Origin of the sequence: Paenibacillus sp. LK1, assembly GCF_002750415.1 — a bacterium.
In the GTDB taxonomy this organism is placed as follows: Bacteria; Bacillota; Bacilli; order Paenibacillales; family Paenibacillaceae; genus Paenibacillus; species Paenibacillus taichungensis.
Genome location: NZ_PEII01000019.1, coordinates 80,891 through 98,088, shown reverse-complemented (window position 1 = coordinate 98,088; position 17,198 = coordinate 80,891). Strand labels below are relative to the sequence as shown.

General features: G+C 41.9%; 14 protein-coding genes. 10 read left to right on the top strand and 4 right to left on the bottom strand.

Going from position 1 to position 17,198, the window contains the following annotated elements:
* Positions 1–342: 342 nt before the first annotated feature.
* Complete coding sequence (locus CS562_RS29940; protein ID WP_099859181.1) at positions 343–1,107, bottom strand: hypothetical protein; 765 nt, start codon at positions 1,105–1,107, stop codon at positions 343–345.
* Entirely contained in the window at positions 1,073–1,558 is a 486-nt protein-coding gene (locus CS562_RS29935; protein WP_099859180.1) for a hypothetical protein, read from the bottom strand. The genes CS562_RS29940 and CS562_RS29935 overlap by 35 nt, the downstream gene beginning before the upstream one ends.
* A gap of 1,017 nt (positions 1,559–2,575) precedes the next feature.
* Between CS562_RS29935 and CS562_RS33620 the strand changes: the two genes are divergently transcribed.
* From CS562_RS33620 to CS562_RS29900, 6 genes are all read left to right on the top strand, one after another.
* The gene (locus tag CS562_RS33620; protein WP_257219650.1) at positions 2,576–2,710 is read left to right on the top strand and encodes a hypothetical protein; all 135 of its coding nucleotides are present in this window, start codon (positions 2,576–2,578) and stop codon (positions 2,708–2,710) included.
* Positions 2,711–3,183: 473 nt separating this feature from the next.
* A complete protein-coding gene (locus CS562_RS29925; RefSeq protein ID WP_099859179.1) occupies positions 3,184–5,178 on the top strand; it encodes a hypothetical protein in 1,995 nt (664 codons plus the stop codon).
* A 212-nt stretch (positions 5,179–5,390) separates the two neighbouring features.
* Positions 5,391–6,748 (top strand): IS3 family transposase gene (locus CS562_RS29920; protein WP_099859178.1). Its coding sequence is split into 2 segments (ribosomal slippage): positions 5,391–5,844 and positions 5,844–6,748, totalling 1,359 coding nucleotides; the frame shifts between segments, so codons are not numbered across the junction.
* A gap of 133 nt (positions 6,749–6,881) precedes the next feature.
* Positions 6,882–7,148, top strand: coding sequence for a uracil-DNA glycosylase family protein (locus tag CS562_RS29915; RefSeq protein WP_099859177.1), 267 nt, complete (start codon positions 6,882–6,884; stop codon positions 7,146–7,148).
* A gap of 465 nt (positions 7,149–7,613) precedes the next feature.
* Positions 7,614–7,976: a hypothetical protein gene (locus tag CS562_RS29910; protein WP_076291980.1), complete on the top strand. Its 363-nt coding sequence runs from the start codon at positions 7,614–7,616 to the stop codon at positions 7,974–7,976.
* Positions 7,977–8,509: 533 nt separating this feature from the next.
* Complete coding sequence (locus tag CS562_RS29900) at positions 8,510–9,130, top strand: polysaccharide deacetylase family protein (RefSeq protein WP_099859176.1); 621 nt, start codon at positions 8,510–8,512, stop codon at positions 9,128–9,130.
* 89 nt (positions 9,131–9,219) lie between these two features.
* Here the strand turns inward: CS562_RS29900 and CS562_RS29895 are convergent, their stop codons facing one another.
* Positions 9,220–9,942, bottom strand: coding sequence for a hypothetical protein (locus CS562_RS29895; RefSeq protein WP_099859175.1), 723 nt, complete (start codon positions 9,940–9,942; stop codon positions 9,220–9,222).
* Between the two features lie 199 nt (positions 9,943–10,141).
* Here CS562_RS29895 and CS562_RS29890 point away from each other — a divergent pair, with 199 nt between their 5' ends.
* From CS562_RS29890 to CS562_RS29880, 3 genes are all read left to right on the top strand, one after another.
* Complete coding sequence (locus CS562_RS29890) at positions 10,142–11,395, top strand: mechanosensitive ion channel family protein (RefSeq protein ID WP_099859174.1); 1,254 nt, start codon at positions 10,142–10,144, stop codon at positions 11,393–11,395.
* Between the two features lie 223 nt (positions 11,396–11,618).
* On the top strand, positions 11,619–12,869 hold the full coding sequence (locus CS562_RS29885) for a macrolide family glycosyltransferase (protein ID WP_099859173.1): 1,251 nt from the start codon (positions 11,619–11,621) through the stop codon (positions 12,867–12,869).
* Between the two features lie 169 nt (positions 12,870–13,038).
* A complete protein-coding gene (locus CS562_RS29880) occupies positions 13,039–13,893 on the top strand; it encodes an aldo/keto reductase (RefSeq protein WP_099859172.1) in 855 nt (284 codons plus the stop codon).
* Between the two features lie 168 nt (positions 13,894–14,061).
* Here CS562_RS29880 and CS562_RS29875 read toward each other — a convergent pair whose 3' ends face one another.
* Positions 14,062–15,213 carry a glycosyltransferase family 2 protein gene (locus CS562_RS29875; RefSeq protein WP_076291974.1) on the bottom strand — a complete coding sequence of 384 codons (1,152 nt, stop codon included), beginning with the start codon at positions 15,211–15,213 and terminating at the stop codon, positions 14,062–14,064.
* Between the two features lie 114 nt (positions 15,214–15,327).
* On the opposite strand from CS562_RS29875, the gene CS562_RS29870 reads away from it, so the two are divergent.
* The gene (locus tag CS562_RS29870; protein WP_257219649.1) at positions 15,328–17,148 is read left to right on the top strand and encodes an extracellular solute-binding protein; all 1,821 of its coding nucleotides are present in this window, start codon (positions 15,328–15,330) and stop codon (positions 17,146–17,148) included.
* Positions 17,149–17,198 lie beyond the last annotated feature (50 nt).

Below are 17,198 nucleotides of genomic sequence, written 5' to 3'. Positions count from 1 at the left end.
TTCGGACAGGGGTTCGACTCCCCTCCTTTATCTGAACCCTTGTCCATACAAAACCACAACAATTACTGCTGAACAGGGGTTCATCAAGGTCCCATTAAAGCAGGCCTGTTTCTTCCGGACCTCACTGAGGGCAAGAATGTGGTTGGAGGTTGGAGCTGCTTTAGTGATCTGCTGGTTGAGACAGTTCGTTACTCGTTGCTGGGGTAAAGGGTCTGACCATTCTCCTTTAGCATAGTTACGAAGTGAATTGGATTACGATTCTTTTGCTACTATACTACTATATATTACTAGGGTCTCCTCAGGATTTACAAAGGAAGAAACAATAGTATTACATCAAAATATTTATTCTTCTTCTGATAAAAGATCGGAGGGAGATTCTTCTAAGCTCCTTAAATATTCTAAATAGGGAGGATACCATTCCAAACTCCATTCTTTTTCTTGACATAGATAGAATAAGTGCTCTTCTGTAATTGCAGCTGAATCTGTAATAATTCTGTGGGTAGATTTATTAACAACTAGCCCATTTTCGGTGTCTAATGCTTGGTCCCTAAACTTTGCTTTGCTTCTAATATGGGAAAACTCAGCAGATTTTTTCTCTAGAGACTCTCCAGTTAGCTCATCTATTGTAATTTTAAAAAGTTTGATTCTTTTTTTCTTTAGTTTGGAGAGTTGCTCTTCCATGAATTCTTGGTATTCTCCTCTGAGAACTTTTGCTTTGTCAGAGTCCCTTGCTGCTTTTAAACATTCTTCTGAAAAAGAGAGATATACTCCCCTTGTTTTTAATCCAGATTCTTCAATAGATTTAAAAATTTGGCCTGCCACTTGATGACCGCTAACAAATATTTCACCCTCGTATTCAATTTTATCACTAGAGCCTAATGTTTCGATAAAGAATCGAGCAGATTGTACATCAGTCCGAAGGATTGTACTTAATCCGGTTGCAGCAATCCATAACTCGCCTTTATCATTCAAATAGGCATGAACGTTAATAGAATTTCGAATACTTGTAATGGTGCCCTTATGGGCCCTGGATGGTACAGGCGGTACTTGGATATTAATTTGATTAACCCAATTAATTGGTATTAGTTGTTTGTCTTGTTCTGCCACCCTGTTTCATCCCTTCGTATAATTTATTGACTTCACTTGTTGCCTCACTTGCAAGAGGGTGCTTGCAGATATCCGGGTGGAGCTTTTTAATCATTCTATTTCTCCAGCGGGTTGCAATCTCTTTATTTTTATAGAAGAATTCACTTATTCCTAGGTATTTTAATCGTGTATCTCCATCTAATTTCAGAATGTAGAAAATTAACTGGTCAATATCTGATTTGAAAAAATCAATTTCATTTGTATACGTGCTCTCGAGATTGTCTGTGTGACTTTGATTGCCCATTTTTTTTGAAGCTTTTCGTAAACTGAGAAGAGTATGAAAAAGGTCATTCCAACCCTTTCCTTTAATTAAGACGCTCTCCCCCAAAATGTTTGCCATTTCCCTTTTTACTTCATTAAAAGAGCCAAGCTTCTTCAGATCCTCTATTGTTTTAACCTCGACCCATTCCATTTAATGTCCTCCTTTTTGGATATGATTATATTATTATAATACTCGAAATTATGAGAAATTAACTACAAACATTAGAGTTGGTTTAGACTTTGAATTTCTTCTATTTTAACCACTACATAAGGTTCAGGATCTATACCCCCCTAATGGGTATTATGAATAGCAGTTAAATTTAATCTCGTAACTATCCAACAAATGCGGCAACATATGTTCCGTACGTAGTCATTCGCCTGTTTTGTAATAGAAGGAAGTAATAAACAATTTATGTTTAGGGAGGTCTTTAAGTGGCATCTAGACATTAATAAAGGTGATCGTTACAACCCGCACGAGAGAATTACAGGTGTTGGTGGTAAGAATGCTGACGGAACCAGATGGCATATCACTCAAGAGAATGCTATTCAACGTAAAGTAAGAAGTGGGCTTTCTATGTTGCTGGTGGAAGAACAGTTGATATCATTGTCGCGAAGAACCAATACAGACATAAATACTTAAAGAACGTCACGGATAGGATACAACCAGACAACATTCTGAGCTTATCTGAGTGCCCTGTTTAAGCCAACTTCCCAAACAATCGAATCATCACACTCCGTATAGTTGTGGTTTTGCACAGCCACAGCTCGGTTTTCTGAATCTTTGTCCTTGCAAAACCACAATGGATAATATCGGACCAGTTTCGAATAAATTAAATACCTAGGATTATGTAGCATCCTCGGTATTTAGATAATGTGTCGGTTAGTTATCATTGAAAATGTTTGACATTCAGCGAACTAGTAGAATAAAATAAATTTGCAAAACAAGGATGGCAATTGTTGGTGAGTTACCGTGATGCGGAGTTGGCATTTTGATGCCTGCAATGTGTTCGGGAGTAATCCGACTAGGCTTCAGCCGTATGCTCAACAGGGCATGCATGTCAAACGACATAAGTTAGTGGAGCTCATTAATCTCCATAAATTTGTGCAAAAATTTGGCGTGCCTTAGCAAGGCGTCTTTATTTTGCAAAAATTTATAGGAGGTTTTTTTGTGTTTATAAAAGTGAAGGGGTTTATTAAGACCTTTAAAAAACGTGCCAGTAAACCAAGCTATTGGGTAATTGTAACTACTCGTATCATTATCGGTGTGGCTGTAGCGATTGTAGCCCGTTACATTTTAAACTAAGTGAATTATAAAAATGGAGCCAGTTCTTAAGATTGCTGTAAAAGGTGTGTTTTCTCAGGAAGGCTCTGATTGTTAATTAGAGTTTGATCGATAAACAACAGAAAGCTCGTTTATAACAGCTTCACAGGCTAAAAAGCGAGCCTTTTTGTTTTTGTAAAATTATTGCATGCCTTTTGCAGTACCTTTTTCGTAAGCGCTGGTTAGTAATCCATAATAATGTATTGATACTTGGCGATTCGCTAAGAGTGGTCTAAGTTGTAAATTTAGTGTATTGATTATTGATAAATTTCTCGTAATGGAGCCACGATGTATTAGGGAGTAAGCTGATGCTGCTTCTGCTTTATGTCCAACAGGACGCGCATGTCAAACATCATAAGTTAGTGGAGTTCAGTAGTCTCCAAAAATTTGCGCGAAATTTATCGTGCACTTAGCAAGATGTCTTTATTTTGCAAAAATTCACAGGAGGTTTTTTTATGTTTAATGTGCAATCTTCGCCAAACGGGAAACCTAGTCATGAAGAGAAAGATTACCCAGCGATAGCTGTCATAGGTGGTAGTGGAGAAGGGAAAAGTACAACAATTGCTGGTTTAAGTAATCCCGGTTTTCAGGAAAGTATGCTTCTCTTTGCTGGTGAAGGTAATACAACTTCTTGCATATCGAGAATTGTGATTAACCCTGAGTTGAACAAAGCTGATATTGTAGTGAATAAATTTAAAAGCAAAGAAGAAATTCGAGTTGAATTGGAACGTCACTTTAAAACTTCTTTAGTTTCGGAACTAAAGAATAGCTTGTCGAGTAGACCGAAAAAGGAATCAGAGCATAGACGCTTTTATGCAGAAGCAGTAGGGAAGAAACTATCACCTATTGATGCTACCTTTAGAATTGACAAGTTGCTTCAAGGTTTTGAAGATGCCTGGGTTAGATACCAAGAAATTATGGTGTCTAGTATAGAGTTCATTGATAAGCAGGCTGACTTGTCTTTCAGAAATAACTATTTTGATTGTTTGAAAGAAGAAAAGAACGAAGCAAATCGTATGATTGATACATTTATTGATCAGAAAATGTTTCCACATGAAGAGAGCGTAAGTGGTGTTGATGAGAATAATACTATTTTCCAACTGTTAAATGAACTTTGCGATTTGGTGTACGACAAAGCAATGGACTGTCTTCGAAATGCAGGTTTTCAATTAGACGAAAATTCAGCTGCTGCTTATGCTTTTAATAAATCATCTGAGGACTTTAAAATCAGTGTCCAAGCTGTTACCAACTCCAAAAGAGTGACTGCACCAAGTGCAGCTTGTATCATCAAGGAAATGGTGCTTCGTGTTCCTGGTCCAGGGTTACAGATAGATAACGGAATGATTGAGACAGCTTACTGTGTGTATGATGTTGTAGGATTTGATAATGATGGAATTGATAAAATTCCAGAGCGTGTTCAAGAGGCGCTACTTACGCCTGTTTTGTATGATGCAATTCTCTTTGTGCGGAGCACTGCATCACCAGCCGCGAGGAATCGTGATTATTTAAAAGCCATAAAACATTCCGTACGCCCGAGCAAACTTTTAATAGCAGTTACACATTTCGATCGTACCTCTATTTTTGAGCAAGATGAAGACCCCACTCCGGAGATAATGCAAAAACAGATTTCTCAGATCAAAAATGACACAATGGATTTGATTGAATCTGTGATTGATATGGAATGCCCTGTGAAGTTACCTAATAAGCCGGATATAATTTGCTTTGCAAACATCGTGCGTAAAAGTCGGTTGGGAGAAGATGCAGTTGTGTTCTTTAGGGAGAATGATCCTTATCAAATGCTAAGGATGTCCATTTCCAAAGCATTTGTCCAAGTTCGACCTAAGATAAAAGACCATAACATTCATCAGAGTCAAAAAGGAAAATTCTTATTAACTAAAGAGCCTCTTAATGAGATTATTGGTCAGATAATTAATGGCCTGACCAGTAGCATAAACGATGAATACAGTGTTTTACGGGATCGCTCCAATAAACTTCATCATTGGACTGTTGATGCAGTTCTATGGAATCTTTATCATGGTCGGCCACATGTATCATATGCTCAAGTCTGGGAAAATGTTAGTATTAAGACCTTCTCGAACTTTATTAGGATTTGCATGGAAAACCTGACACCATCAAAAATCGAAATAGGAGTGCAGATGGGAAAGTATTCAGACCGTGTGAAGCTGGAATTTGAATCAAATCTTAAACTTGAGTTGGATCAAGTAGCTCGTAAAATTTTTCTGGAATCTGTGGACTCCTCCCAGACAAATTCCTGTAAAGAGACTATACTGCAACTTGCACGTACATCTAAGTACAATAAGTGGAAAATTTTTGATGATCTCCGTAAATGTCTCTTGAATGCAGTAAGCCAACAAAGCTATTTAAAGGATTTGCTTGATTCAGCCGTTGAGAATGCCAATAATTCTACGTATTCTCGGCTTTTCCTGTGAATTTTTCACAAGAGTATTAAAGATGGAAGTGTTCAGTTGTTTGGTAAGATAATTAACGCCACCTCCCCAAACAATCTCACCAACAAAGTCCGGCGAATTGTGGTTTTGAACAGCCACGGCTCGCCTCCATTAGAGTCAAAAACCACCAACCAGCGTTCTGAACTGCACCCCAATTGTTAGACACAACTACCAATTGGAGGTGCAGTTTTTTTATGACTAAATTCAGTTCGGATGAAAAAGTACAAGCCGTTATGCGTTATGAAAAGGGATCAGAAAGCTTGAAAAGCATTGCAAAATCGATCGGGATTCACCATTCTGTCCTTTTAAACTGGATTAAACAATATGAGCATCATGGTGAAAAAGCTTTTATAAAGGGCTATACATCATATCCTACTCAGATTAAACTAGACGTACTTCATTATATGAACGAATTTGGGACGTCTGTTAGAGAAACGGCTGCTTTATTTAATATACCTAGCCATAGTACCCTTTTAAGTTGGCAAAAAAGCCTGGAATTACAAGGGATAGACGCCCTTCAATCAAAGAAAAAGGGGCGCTCATCCATGAAAAAAGGATCTAAAGCACAGAAGGATCAAACACTAGTAGAAGAATCTGTAGAAGCTTTACAAGCAGAGGTAGAGCGTTTGAAAATGGAGAATGCTTATTTAAAAAAGTTGAATGCCTTAGTTCGAAACAAGGAAAAATCACCAAACAAGACAAAGCTCAAGTAGTCTATGAACTAAGGAACGAATTTTCGGTGAAAGCACTTCTACAGCTAGCAGATATCCCTCGTAGCACGTATTATTACGTCATAAAAGCGTTTGGTACGGTAGACAAGGATTTAGAGCTAAAAGACATGATACATGCGATTTATAAGGAGCATGAGGGACGCTATGGTTATCGTCGTATTCGCGATGAGTTAACCAATCGTGGACACCATGTGAATCATAAAAAGGTACAGCGTTTGATGAAAGTATTGGGATTAAAATGTTTGGTACGTATGAAGAAATATCGTTCGTATAAAGGGACCATTGGCAAGATTGCACCGAACCTATTAGAACGCAATTTCCACGCTGAAAGGCCAAACGAGAAGTGGGTTACGGACATTACAGAGTCTAAATTGTTCGGAGAAAAACTATATTTATCTCCCATACTTGATCTGTATAACGGAGAAATCATTACATATACGATTGGTTCAAGACCGGTCTACTCACTTGTTTCCACGATGTTAGATCAAGCATTTTGCAGTTTAACAAATGAAGATAAACTCCTTATTCATTCGGATCAAGGCTGGCACTACCAGATGAGACCATATCGTCATGCCCTTGAAAAACGTGGTATCACGCAAAGTATGTCCCGTAAAGGGAACTGCTACGATAATGCCGTCATGGAGAACTTCTTTGGCATCATGAAATCCGAGTTCTTGTATTTAAAGCAATTTGAAAATATCTCACATTTTAAACAAGAACTATCCAAATACATCGATTATTACAACAACAAACGCATTAAGGCAAAACTAAAAGGCATGAGTCCGGTACGGTACCGGATTCATGCCCAACAAGTTGCTTAAAGATATAATCTGTCTAACTTTATGGGGTCACTTCATTCTGGTTGGTGGTTTTTCTGTTTATGATATAATCTTTGTGAAATAAGCTGATGCAAGCCCGATATACTCTGTAATCTCCCAAAGGAGGCAAAAAAGCATGAACCAAACGCAGCAACAGATCCGCGAGTTTGTTGCAGGGATACAAGCATATGTCTCGCCAGTAAATGTGATTAATCCTTGGAGAGATTATGTGACGGGCTATGATATCAGCCCCGAAGCTGTGGGCTATCAAGGGGCGAGGTTCTCCGGCGTACCTTTGACGTCCGAGTGGATGGTTACCGGGAATCACTCGCTGGTGAACCAGATGATTTTTTCAGGTGAGGCCGGGCATCCGAACAAGCCTGCCCAGTATCGTCAAACCTAACCGGAGTCAGGAACTGTATGGATTCGCAGAACCGGCAGTATCCATCATATGGTGCGAAGTGTTATCCAGTTTAAGGTGGAAACCAACGGACTTTATTTTTTGGAACATCTATCCCTTTCATCCTTATCAATCTTCTGAAAACAGGATGACGAATCGAACGCCGACTTGGGCAGAGTTGGAGGATGGTGTTTATTTCGCCAGACAGCGTATGCAACTCAATCCTGATGCTCAGATCGTGGCTATTGGCAGAAAGTCAGCAGACACGTTAAGCTCCCATCTCATTAAACATCACCATGTTCCTCATCCTGCAAATGGAAGGGCAGTACAATTCCAAAAAGCAGTATGGTCAATTATCTAGCCCATTTTGAACTGGAGGAATGTAAGGCTAACATATGCACCTTATCGTCCAAGTGCTGTACACATAAGGTAATGCCCTATCATATAAAGATTGGTTGGTGAAGCTGAATGAGTGAAAAATACTGGCTTGTGGTGCAATATCCGCTGAAGAGTGCGCAGGGCAGCAAACGAGATTATTGGTTGAAGGAAAAGGTGATGGAATATCTGGAAACCGTTCTAACTCAGGCGGATTTGGGAGAGGTGGATGGATGTGATCTGGGTAGCCGTGTGGCTGATCCAAAGGAATATGTAATGAACATTTTTTGTGTGGTAACGGACGAGGATCGGAGCATAGCGCTAATTAAAAAAGTGCTGAGAGAGAGTCGGCTGGATTACACTCGTATCCAAATCGCTACGATGCCATACGGCATAGAAGGAAGCTACACACTGAAATATGCCTCCAAAAAAGGCGTTACCGAATTCTCGCTTTGATCACGATTCGCTGTTTCTTACCATAACGTACTGTACTTCTCCTACCCGAGGGCGGTGTGCCCCCGACACTTTCCCCACTTAAATTCATTATACGGATTTCGCACTTAACCACTCGATTAACGTACTGTCAGTAGCAAGAATTATGCTCGTACATATCTTAATTTTGCTCAAAGTATGCACATATCGAGGTAGATGTTTATCAGCGTCTTTTGTGTATTAAGAACCTCCGCGTCCCGCGCATCACTCTCCATCCGGCACAAACCACAACTTATTTTCTGTACCTCCAAAATTTTATAAATCAGTACTCCTTGCGGGGCATAATTGGTGCGGAACTGATGATTACGACGGTGCCAACGGTAGTCATCTATCTGCTGTTGAACAAACAGGTGCAGAAGAGCATGATCGCAGGTGCGATCAAAGGTTAGATTAGAAGAGCAGGTAAAGGTGTGATCTCTGAACTAGACCGGAGTATATAATCATGGAATGATAAGGGAGAATGTAGACAAGCAGTTGCAGAGAGGGGGCATTGCTTTATGGTTAATATCACGTTGGTAGAGCAGGAATCTGTTCGGGAAAAGGTTGTGGCGTTCACGTTTGATGATGGTCCTCATCCGGTATATACACGTCAAGTGCTTGAGATATTCCGCAGTGCGAGTGGGCGGGCGACGTTTTTCATGATTGGCAAAGAGATGAAGGCTCACCCGGAGATTGCGGCGGAGGTGCACCGTGAAGGGCATGAGATCGGAAACCATACGTACACGCATCCGGATCTGACAAAGCTGACGCTAAAAGCAGCTGGAGAGGAACTGCAACGTGCAGAAAGTCTTGTTCAAGAAATTACGGGGCAACCTACCCGGTGCTTCCGCCCGCCGTATTTTGGCGTAAACGATGACATTCTGTCTCTGGCGGCGGAGCGCGGATATCAAACGATTGGTGCGGTAAACGGTGATGCGAAGGATTGGGACAATCCCGGCGTTGAGCACATTCTAGAGCATACCCGGTCTGCGGTGAAACCCGGGAGTGTGTTAATATTCCATGACGGGTACGGGGATCGTTCCGAGACAGTGGAGGCGGTTCGAGTGCTGGTGGATGAACTTGTCGCGGAAGGGTACCGATTGGTCACGGTAAGTGAATTGTTGAGATTTTCTAAGTAATCGATAAACAGAGTATTGAAGATTGGGCCCATCATTCATTGGAATGATAGGGTCCTCTTTCTTGTCCAGTATCGACCAGCCCCAGAAGTTTAATTATTGAACAAGGGTTCCGTGCGAAGCAAATAGTTACCCCGTACTTCCGCCGTCCAATTAGCAAAGACCTCTCTCCATTGAACACTGTTAAAGAAATCGTCTACGGATTGGTTATCGGAATCCCAGTCAACAAATATGTTGAGAGGTGTGATTCCTCCAGCCCAAATCCCATTACTGACGTCCGTTCCCTTCTCCCTCACTAATAAGATGGGAATGCCGAATTGAAAGGCCATGGCAGGCTCAATTTGAGAAAAGGTCGACCCTTCCCAGAACGGAGTGGTCGTTGGGGGCTCCCCTACATTGGATTCAAGAATTTGAACATAAAATCTGCGGAAGTTGATTGCGAGCAATCCATAGCTTGAAAAAACCAGGCGCCGTATATTCGTTAGAATGTTTTCCGGGTATTGTTCACTAACGGGTAATGTACGGGGAAAGAGCAATGCATCTTCGATTTCCCTAATCAGACGGTTCAAAAATTGCTCTTGCGGGCCATTTACCGTGTTGGTTGTACTCAAAAATATAGGAATACGAAAAGCACGGTCTACACATACATCGATAGCGGATGTTGTGTCCTTTTCATTATGAATGGCCTTATTTGGATTTGAGGAAGAGGTTCTTAAATTACCGCGGACGGGTGGAAGTTCTGTTACCATGCTTACGGGGGAAAGCTTTTTCATGGCAATAGGCTGAGTCTTAGCTTTATTTTTTGGATTACTCAAGGTTCACATCTCCAATGCAAGAGTCTGGTTTATATTTAGCCCAGTCTATGCACATTAGCCCATTTATGTGACGTGATACTCATGAGAGGAGCGTACCCTTTACCCCATCAACCGATTACTGTAATTTTTTGAAATTTTACTTCGTACTAGAATGTAATTTATAATAATAAGTTAATATAAACCGCGTCAGGAGGATACAATGGACTTTATCAAAAATCAACTAGACGGAACTGGCATGAGTGAACAAACCATTGGATATCTTTCGAATTTGATCATGGTGGTATTTATAGCTGTGGTCTCCATACTGGCCAATTTTATAGCCAAAAAAATCGTACTGAAGATAATTATCCAAATCATCAACAACAATCGGTACACGTGGGATAAAATCATTGTGGAGAAAAAGGTGTTCCACAACCTATCGCATCTGGTACCGGCGATAATCATCTATTATTCTGCGTATGTCTTCCCGTCCTATCAAGCTTTGATTGAAAAAGCAGCTTTAACTTATATGATCGTCATAACCATCACGGTATTAAATGCGTTACTTAATGCCTTTGATACTATATATCGTTCTTATGAAGTCTCCAAGATCAGACCCATTAAGGGATACATTCAGGTAGCCAAGATCATTCTTTTCATCATTGGAGGCATTATCGTCATCTCGAGCCTCATTGGACAGAATCCATTGATTATTCTCAGTGGACTAGGTGCCTTATCAGCTGTTCTGATGCTCGTCTTCAAGGACTCCATATTGGGACTGGTGGCAGGCGTGCAATTATCATCGAATGACATGGTGCGTGTTGGTGACTGGATTGAAATGCCTAAATATAATGCCGACGGCGACGTCATTGATATTACATTAAACACGGTGAAGGTTATGAATTTCGATAAAACGATCACGATGATTCCGAGCTACGCGCTCATCTCGGATTCTTTTAAAAATTGGAGAGGCATGCAGGTATCTGGTGGCAGAAGGATTAAGCGAAGTGTCTATATTGATACAAGCAGCATAAGCTTTTGCACCAAAGAAATGATTGGGGAATTTCAGAAGATCCACTATCTTACGGATTATCTCGCGACAAAATTAAATGAAATTAACGAATATAATATGGAACACCATATTAATACGGAAAGCATTGTGAACGGTAGACAGCTTACGAATGTGGGTGTATTCCGAGAATATATCCATCAATATTTGAGGAATCATCCGAAAATTCATAAGGATATGACGTTGATTGTGAGACAGTTAGCGCCTGGTGATAATGGACTACCACTTGAAATCTATGCATTCAGCAATGATATCACCTGGAGTGTGTATGAATCGGTTCAAGCGGATATTTTTGACCACATCTTCGCTGTTGCGCCGACATTTGGCCTTCGTGCTTTCCAAAATCCAACAGGACATGATATCGTGCAACTAAAAGAAAGCCCCCAATATTCGAGAGGATATTGAGATAGGTTATTTACCTAATCCAAAATGAATAACAACAGAGGAAGCACCGTAAAGGTGTTTTTTTTGTTCAAAAAGTGACATATACACTATTTACAAAAATGGAAATAATTAATAGTATATTTATATGGGCATGATTTCCAGATTTTATTTTAGACGTATTATCTTGAAGCTAGAAATAAAATGTCCGCTTTGAAGATTGGAAAATTTAATGGAGGTGAATTTCGTGGCACGTGTATTAGTTGTAATGATGCCTGCAGAAGGTCATATCAATCCGACGCTCGGAATAATCAAGGAACTGATAGAGAACGGAGATGAAGTCGTCTACTGTTGTACGGAAAAATATCGGACGAAGATTGAAGCGTTAGGCGCACAATTTAAAGCATACTCCTTCAACGAGGCAACCCTGCTTAACAACCCAGATATGAAGCCATTTGAAATCAAGCACCCTTATCAATTTTTATATATGGTTTTGAAAAAAATTATTCAACGCTTTATTCCAGATGTTCTGAATCTGATCGAAAATGAAACCTATGATTATTTAATTTTTGACTCCTTAATAGGCTGGGGAGGACAAATTTTAGGTGAAAAGCTGGGTATCCCAGCGGTATGCTCAACCACCACTTTTGTTTTTGTGGAGCCTCTCGGATTCGGTAATAAAAATCAACTGAAGGATGACGATGAGGAGGTCAAGAAGCTATATAACGGCATCATCGAGATGTCCCAGCAATTAGCTTCCCAGTTCAATGTAGCTGTTCCTTCTCTGTCAGAACTTTCTGGGCATCCAGGACAACTGAAGATTGTTTATACAAGCCGCTATTTTCAACCCATGGGGGACAAGCTGGACGACAGCTTTGTGTTCACTGGCCCATCTATTACACCTCGCAAGGATGCGCCATCCTTCGCAAAGGAATCTCTGCATGCCGTTTATAAACAGGTGGTTTATATTTCGATGGGAACCATTTTAAATAAGGATCTTGATTTTTATAGGCTGTGCTTTACGGCTTTCGGTGATTTGCCTGTGCAGTTTATATTGTCTTCAGGGAAGGACACTGATTTGGAGCCGATTGCTGATCTCATTCCTGACAATTTCATCATCAGACCCTATCTCCCACAATTGGAAGTGTTGCAGGGTGTAGATGCTTTTCTGACACATGCGGGCATGAACAGTACAAGCGAAGCATTGTATTATAATGTACCCTTGGTCATGCTCCCGTTAACCTCGGATCAGCCGCGTGTAGCAGGCCGGGTGCAGGAGCTCGGAGCAGGGGTCATCGTGGATAAAAATAACCTTACACCCGACGTACTGAGAAACGCGGTATTAGAAGTGCTCGGCAATGCCTCCTACAAAGAACATGCTGAGGTTATTGGGAAAACGTTACGCGATGCTGGCGGGTACAAGCAGGCTGCTATGGCCATTCAGAACTTTATGGGTAATCGGTCGTTATCGGCCACGCCCATCTCTTCGCTTGAATAAAGAGGCGACTTGCCTCTATTAATATTAGAAGAGAAAGCCACCACCCCATATAACGGGGTGGTGGCTTATATTTGATTCATCCGCGTATGGAGGGGTAGAATAAACGGAGAGGGCATATCACCTTTTCCATATCGTTTTAGTATATCTTTCGCAAAGGAGAGTTTACCAGATGAATCATACAATTCCGGAATATACGTTGAATGATGGCTTAAAAGTACCTGCCATTGGCTTCGGTACCTATAGCTTAAAAGGCGAAAAAGGCGTTAAATCCATAGCTTCGGCGATGGATGCAGGTTATCGACTGATTGACACAGCGTATAACTATGAGAACGAGGCGACTGTCGGGAAGGCTATTAAGCAGAGCTCCGTTTCCAGAGAAGACCTGCTCATTTCATCTAAACTGCCAGGGCGTTACCATGCTTTTGAAAAGGCGATTGTAGCCGTCCAAGAATCTCTATACAGAGCAGATCTGGATTATTATGATCTATATCTGATTCACTGGCCGAATCCCAAGCAGGATATGTATGTGGAAGCGTGGCAGGCACTCATTGAGGCGAAAAAACGCGGATATATCCGTTCCATCGGAGTTAGCAATTTCCTTCCGGAACACAATGAACGCCTGATTAAGGAGACGGGAATAGCGCCAAGTCTGAATCAGATTGAGCTGCATCCATTCTTTGACCAAGCGGATCAGCGGGAGAAGGATTCGAAGCATGGCATTATTAACGAATCGTGGAGTCCGATTGGTCGTGGCAATGATGCTGTACAAGATATCGTAAAAGATGAGCAGATCCTTCGTATTGCCGAAGCTCATGGCAAAACGGGTACGCAGGTTATTTTGCGCTGGCATACCCAGCTTGGGTCAATTCCTATTCCTAAAGCTGGCTCGCTTCAACACCAGCAAGAAAATATCGATATTTTCGATTTCGAGCTGAGCGAGAAAGAGATGGAAGTCATTTCTTCATATAATCGTAAAGATGGACGACTGTGGAATCAGGACCCGAGTGAATACGAAGAATTTTAAATTGCTGAATTTGAATACGTGCCATACACCGTAAGGTGGGGAAAATGAGTATAAAGGAAACATAGCCTCCTATTCTACAGAGATGTAGATAGGAGGCTTTTTGTTGTATTAAAAAAGTGGATGCAATTGGAGCAGGAGTAATATGGGCGAAGTTAGTGATACAGCTAACTACTCAACCAATTCCTTAGATCTCTGCGCCATATCCTGTAAAACGCGAGCCACCCGACTTTTTCTGCCTTTTGCTTTTCTCTGTATTCTTGCGAGCGATCTTTTATACGCTTCCACATCTGTTTGAAGCGCGAAGTGTTTGGCAGCAATCCGCAATGTTTTCTTTAACAATCGTGCGGAAGAACGTGTTGTTCTGGACCGGAAGCCTCTGCGCAAGATTCGCAGCGTTTTTTTGTAGGTTTGGAGGTCAGCTGATGGTGGTACTACGCAGAATAAATTTAGTGCGGAATCATTGAATCCATAGGTTTCGAGCATGATTTTCAGATTTTCTGTATTGAGCACTTCCCCTCGGAAATGTGTAGGATGTTCTTGATGATAACCTACGACCTCCTTCATACAGTAGAAGGGCACTTTCAAACGATGCAGTCTGTAGCCCAGATCCCAGTCTTCAAGCCCATACAGTACAAACCTTTCATTGAAACCTCCAACTCGATTCAGAAGGCTTCGGCGAATGGAAACACACCGCGTGACGAGCAGCATCCATGGAGCCACATCGGTGCTGGCAAATTGTTTGATGACACCAGGCGGTATTTTGGTTGGGAAAATCACTTTGGACAATGTATCTGTCTGATGAATGATATCTTCCGGTGTGACCAGTGGGACGATTTCATTCGCTGCATCAAATTCAGGACGCCATAAGTTTGAAGGGGTAAGGATTGAACGGCAATGATCTTTTTCCGAGGGCGAGAAGTCTGGATAGTAGTGGGTATAAGCATCGGCAAAGGAATGTGGAAAACCCGAAACGACGGCTCTGGGATTTTTACGATGATATTGACGCACGGTTCGAATAAATTCGGGTAATGCCAGAAAGTCAGCATCACAGAAGATAACATATAGCCCTTTGGCATGCTGAAGTCCCAAATTCCGGATCGCTGATCTGCCACGTTGCTCCGTCTGCGATACGTAGGTCAAAGGATATGAAGACTGGAATGCTTGGATCTGTTCTTTCGTTCCATCAGTGGAACCGTCATCAGCTACGATGACTTCGAAAAGGTGCTTCGGGTAGGTTTGTGTCTCTAAGGCTGCCAGAGTAAGCGATAACTGATGGGCCCGATTATAGGTTGGGATAATGATGCTGTAGCGGATCGCCATTCCTGTTTCCTCCTTCACGTTGTTGGACGCTCCTTATGAAAAAAACGAACACGCTCAATTAAGAAGTGATATTAGTTTATTCCATATATGTGGCAGCGACTGGTCAAACACCTTATGATTTTGGAAACGGGCTTGATCGATCTCGTTCTTGCGCTCACGCTCACCGTTCAATCTGGAAATATGATCTTGATCTCTTGCATTCATGTGCAAATCCTGCGCAGCACAAGGAAATATCAAATTTTGGATATGTCGGCAAGAATGGACGATAGCCAATATAGCGGGCAAACGGTAACTTTATGGAGAGCGATGACAGAGCTGCTTATCCACGATACACATTCAATGGGGGGACGTGAAGTGATGAAAAGGTCATGGAGAAAACGACTGACAATTGGTATCTGCCTAATGATGAGTATTGCTGCTCTTGGGGGCTGTTCAGGGGGAAATGGAAGTACAGGTGAAGCAGGAGGAGATGGACCTACCCCCATTTCAATCTGGATGTCGATGAATACCAATGCTTCCATCACACTCAAGAGCATGAATGAAATTACGGCGATTAAGGAATGGGAGAAGAAAACCAATACCAAAATCGAATTCCAGCATCCCGCTGTGGGTGCCGAGACCGAACAGTTCAATGTCATGATAGCCTCAAATCAGCTGCCTGATGCCATGTTTGTCAATGGAGATTACGCCAAGCTATTCAATGATGGTATCATCATTCGACTTAACGAACTCATTGATGAATACGCCCCCAATTTGAAAAAGATCCTGGAAGAGAATCCTGAGGTTGCCAAACAGTTAAAAGCCGACAACGGAGATATCTATGCAATACCGCATCTGCGTCTAGGGGAATACAAAACCTTCGGCGGTACGTTCATCCGTCAGGATTGGTTGGATGAGCTAAAGCTGGAGAAACCGGAAACGCTGGAGGAGTGGGAGACGGTACTCAAGGCCTTCAAGGAGAAAAAAGGCGTAGCAGCGCCGCTATTGTTTGGCGCACCACCCAAAATGAGCACGATGGGACCAGCCGCACCGACATATCTGGAGGCTTACGGCATCACTAATAGTACGTTCATGAAAGATGGCAAGGTGGTCTATGGGCCAATCGAGCCGGAATATAAGGAATTTCTCACGATGTTCCATCGCTGGTATCAGGAGGGATTGGTTGATCCCGATTTTGCTACTAATGACCAGAAAACATACGACGCCAAAATTTTGAGCAGTCAAGCTGGTGCATTTTTCACCTTTATTGGTGGAGGTGTAGGCCGCTACCTGCCCGCTCTGCAGGAAACGGATCCGAACGCCAACCTGACTGCCACACAATATCCGGTGCTGAATAAGGGCGATGAACCACTGTTTACCGGACGTTCCTGGGAGTGGAGCAGTAGCGGTGTTGTGCTCACCAATAGCAACAAACATCCGGAGGAAACGGTCAAAGCACTCGATTATTTCTTCAGTGAAGAAGGACATATGCTGAAAAATTTCGGTGTGGAGGGCCTCACCTACACGATGAAGGACGGTTACCCGACCTATACTGATGAGATTTTGAAAAATCCGGACGGCCTGTCGGTTGCTCAAGCCATGGCCAAACATTTTATTGCGAACTATCCCTTCGTTGGGGAGGATGACGATCGGTACAACGAGCAATATTACCAGCTCCAACAGCAGAAGGATGCGGCAGTTCTGTTCTCCAAATACAGCGAGAATACATTGAAGGTGGGCCTTCCTCCGACAAGTCTGACAACAGAAGAATCTACGGAGTACAGCAAGATTATGAGTGATATTGGAACCTACCGGGACGAGATGTTCGTCAAGTTTGTCATTGGGGTTGAGCCGATTGAGAACTTTGACAAGTTTGTAGATCAGATCAACAAGTTTAACGTGAAACGGGCTATTGAAATTCAGCAAGCTGCCCTGGATCGGTATAACGCCAGATAAGGAAGAGATGTCTAAGGGTAATGAAGCCTTTTTACGGCTTTGCTGCCCTG

Coding starts and splice junctions, on each gene's coding strand:
- CS562_RS29935 (WP_099859180.1), bottom strand. CDS start 1,558: ATGGAATGGGTCGAGGTTAAAACAATAGAGGATCTGAAGAAGCTTGGC.
- CS562_RS29925 (WP_099859179.1), top strand. CDS start 3,184: ATGTTTAATGTGCAATCTTCGCCAAACGGGAAACCTAGTCATGAAGAG.
- CS562_RS29915 (WP_099859177.1), top strand. CDS start 6,882: ATGAACCAAACGCAGCAACAGATCCGCGAGTTTGTTGCAGGGATACAA.
- CS562_RS29910 (WP_076291980.1), top strand. CDS start 7,614: ATGAGTGAAAAATACTGGCTTGTGGTGCAATATCCGCTGAAGAGTGCG.
- CS562_RS29900 (WP_099859176.1), top strand. CDS start 8,510: ATGGTTAATATCACGTTGGTAGAGCAGGAATCTGTTCGGGAAAAGGTT.
- CS562_RS29890 (WP_099859174.1), top strand. CDS start 10,142: ATGGACTTTATCAAAAATCAACTAGACGGAACTGGCATGAGTGAACAA.
- CS562_RS29880 (WP_099859172.1), top strand. CDS start 13,039: ATGAATCATACAATTCCGGAATATACGTTGAATGATGGCTTAAAAGTA.
- CS562_RS29875 (WP_076291974.1), bottom strand. CDS start 15,213: ATGGCGATCCGCTACAGCATCATTATCCCAACCTATAATCGGGCCCAT.
- CS562_RS29870 (WP_257219649.1), top strand. CDS start 15,328: ATGATTTTGGAAACGGGCTTGATCGATCTCGTTCTTGCGCTCACGCTC.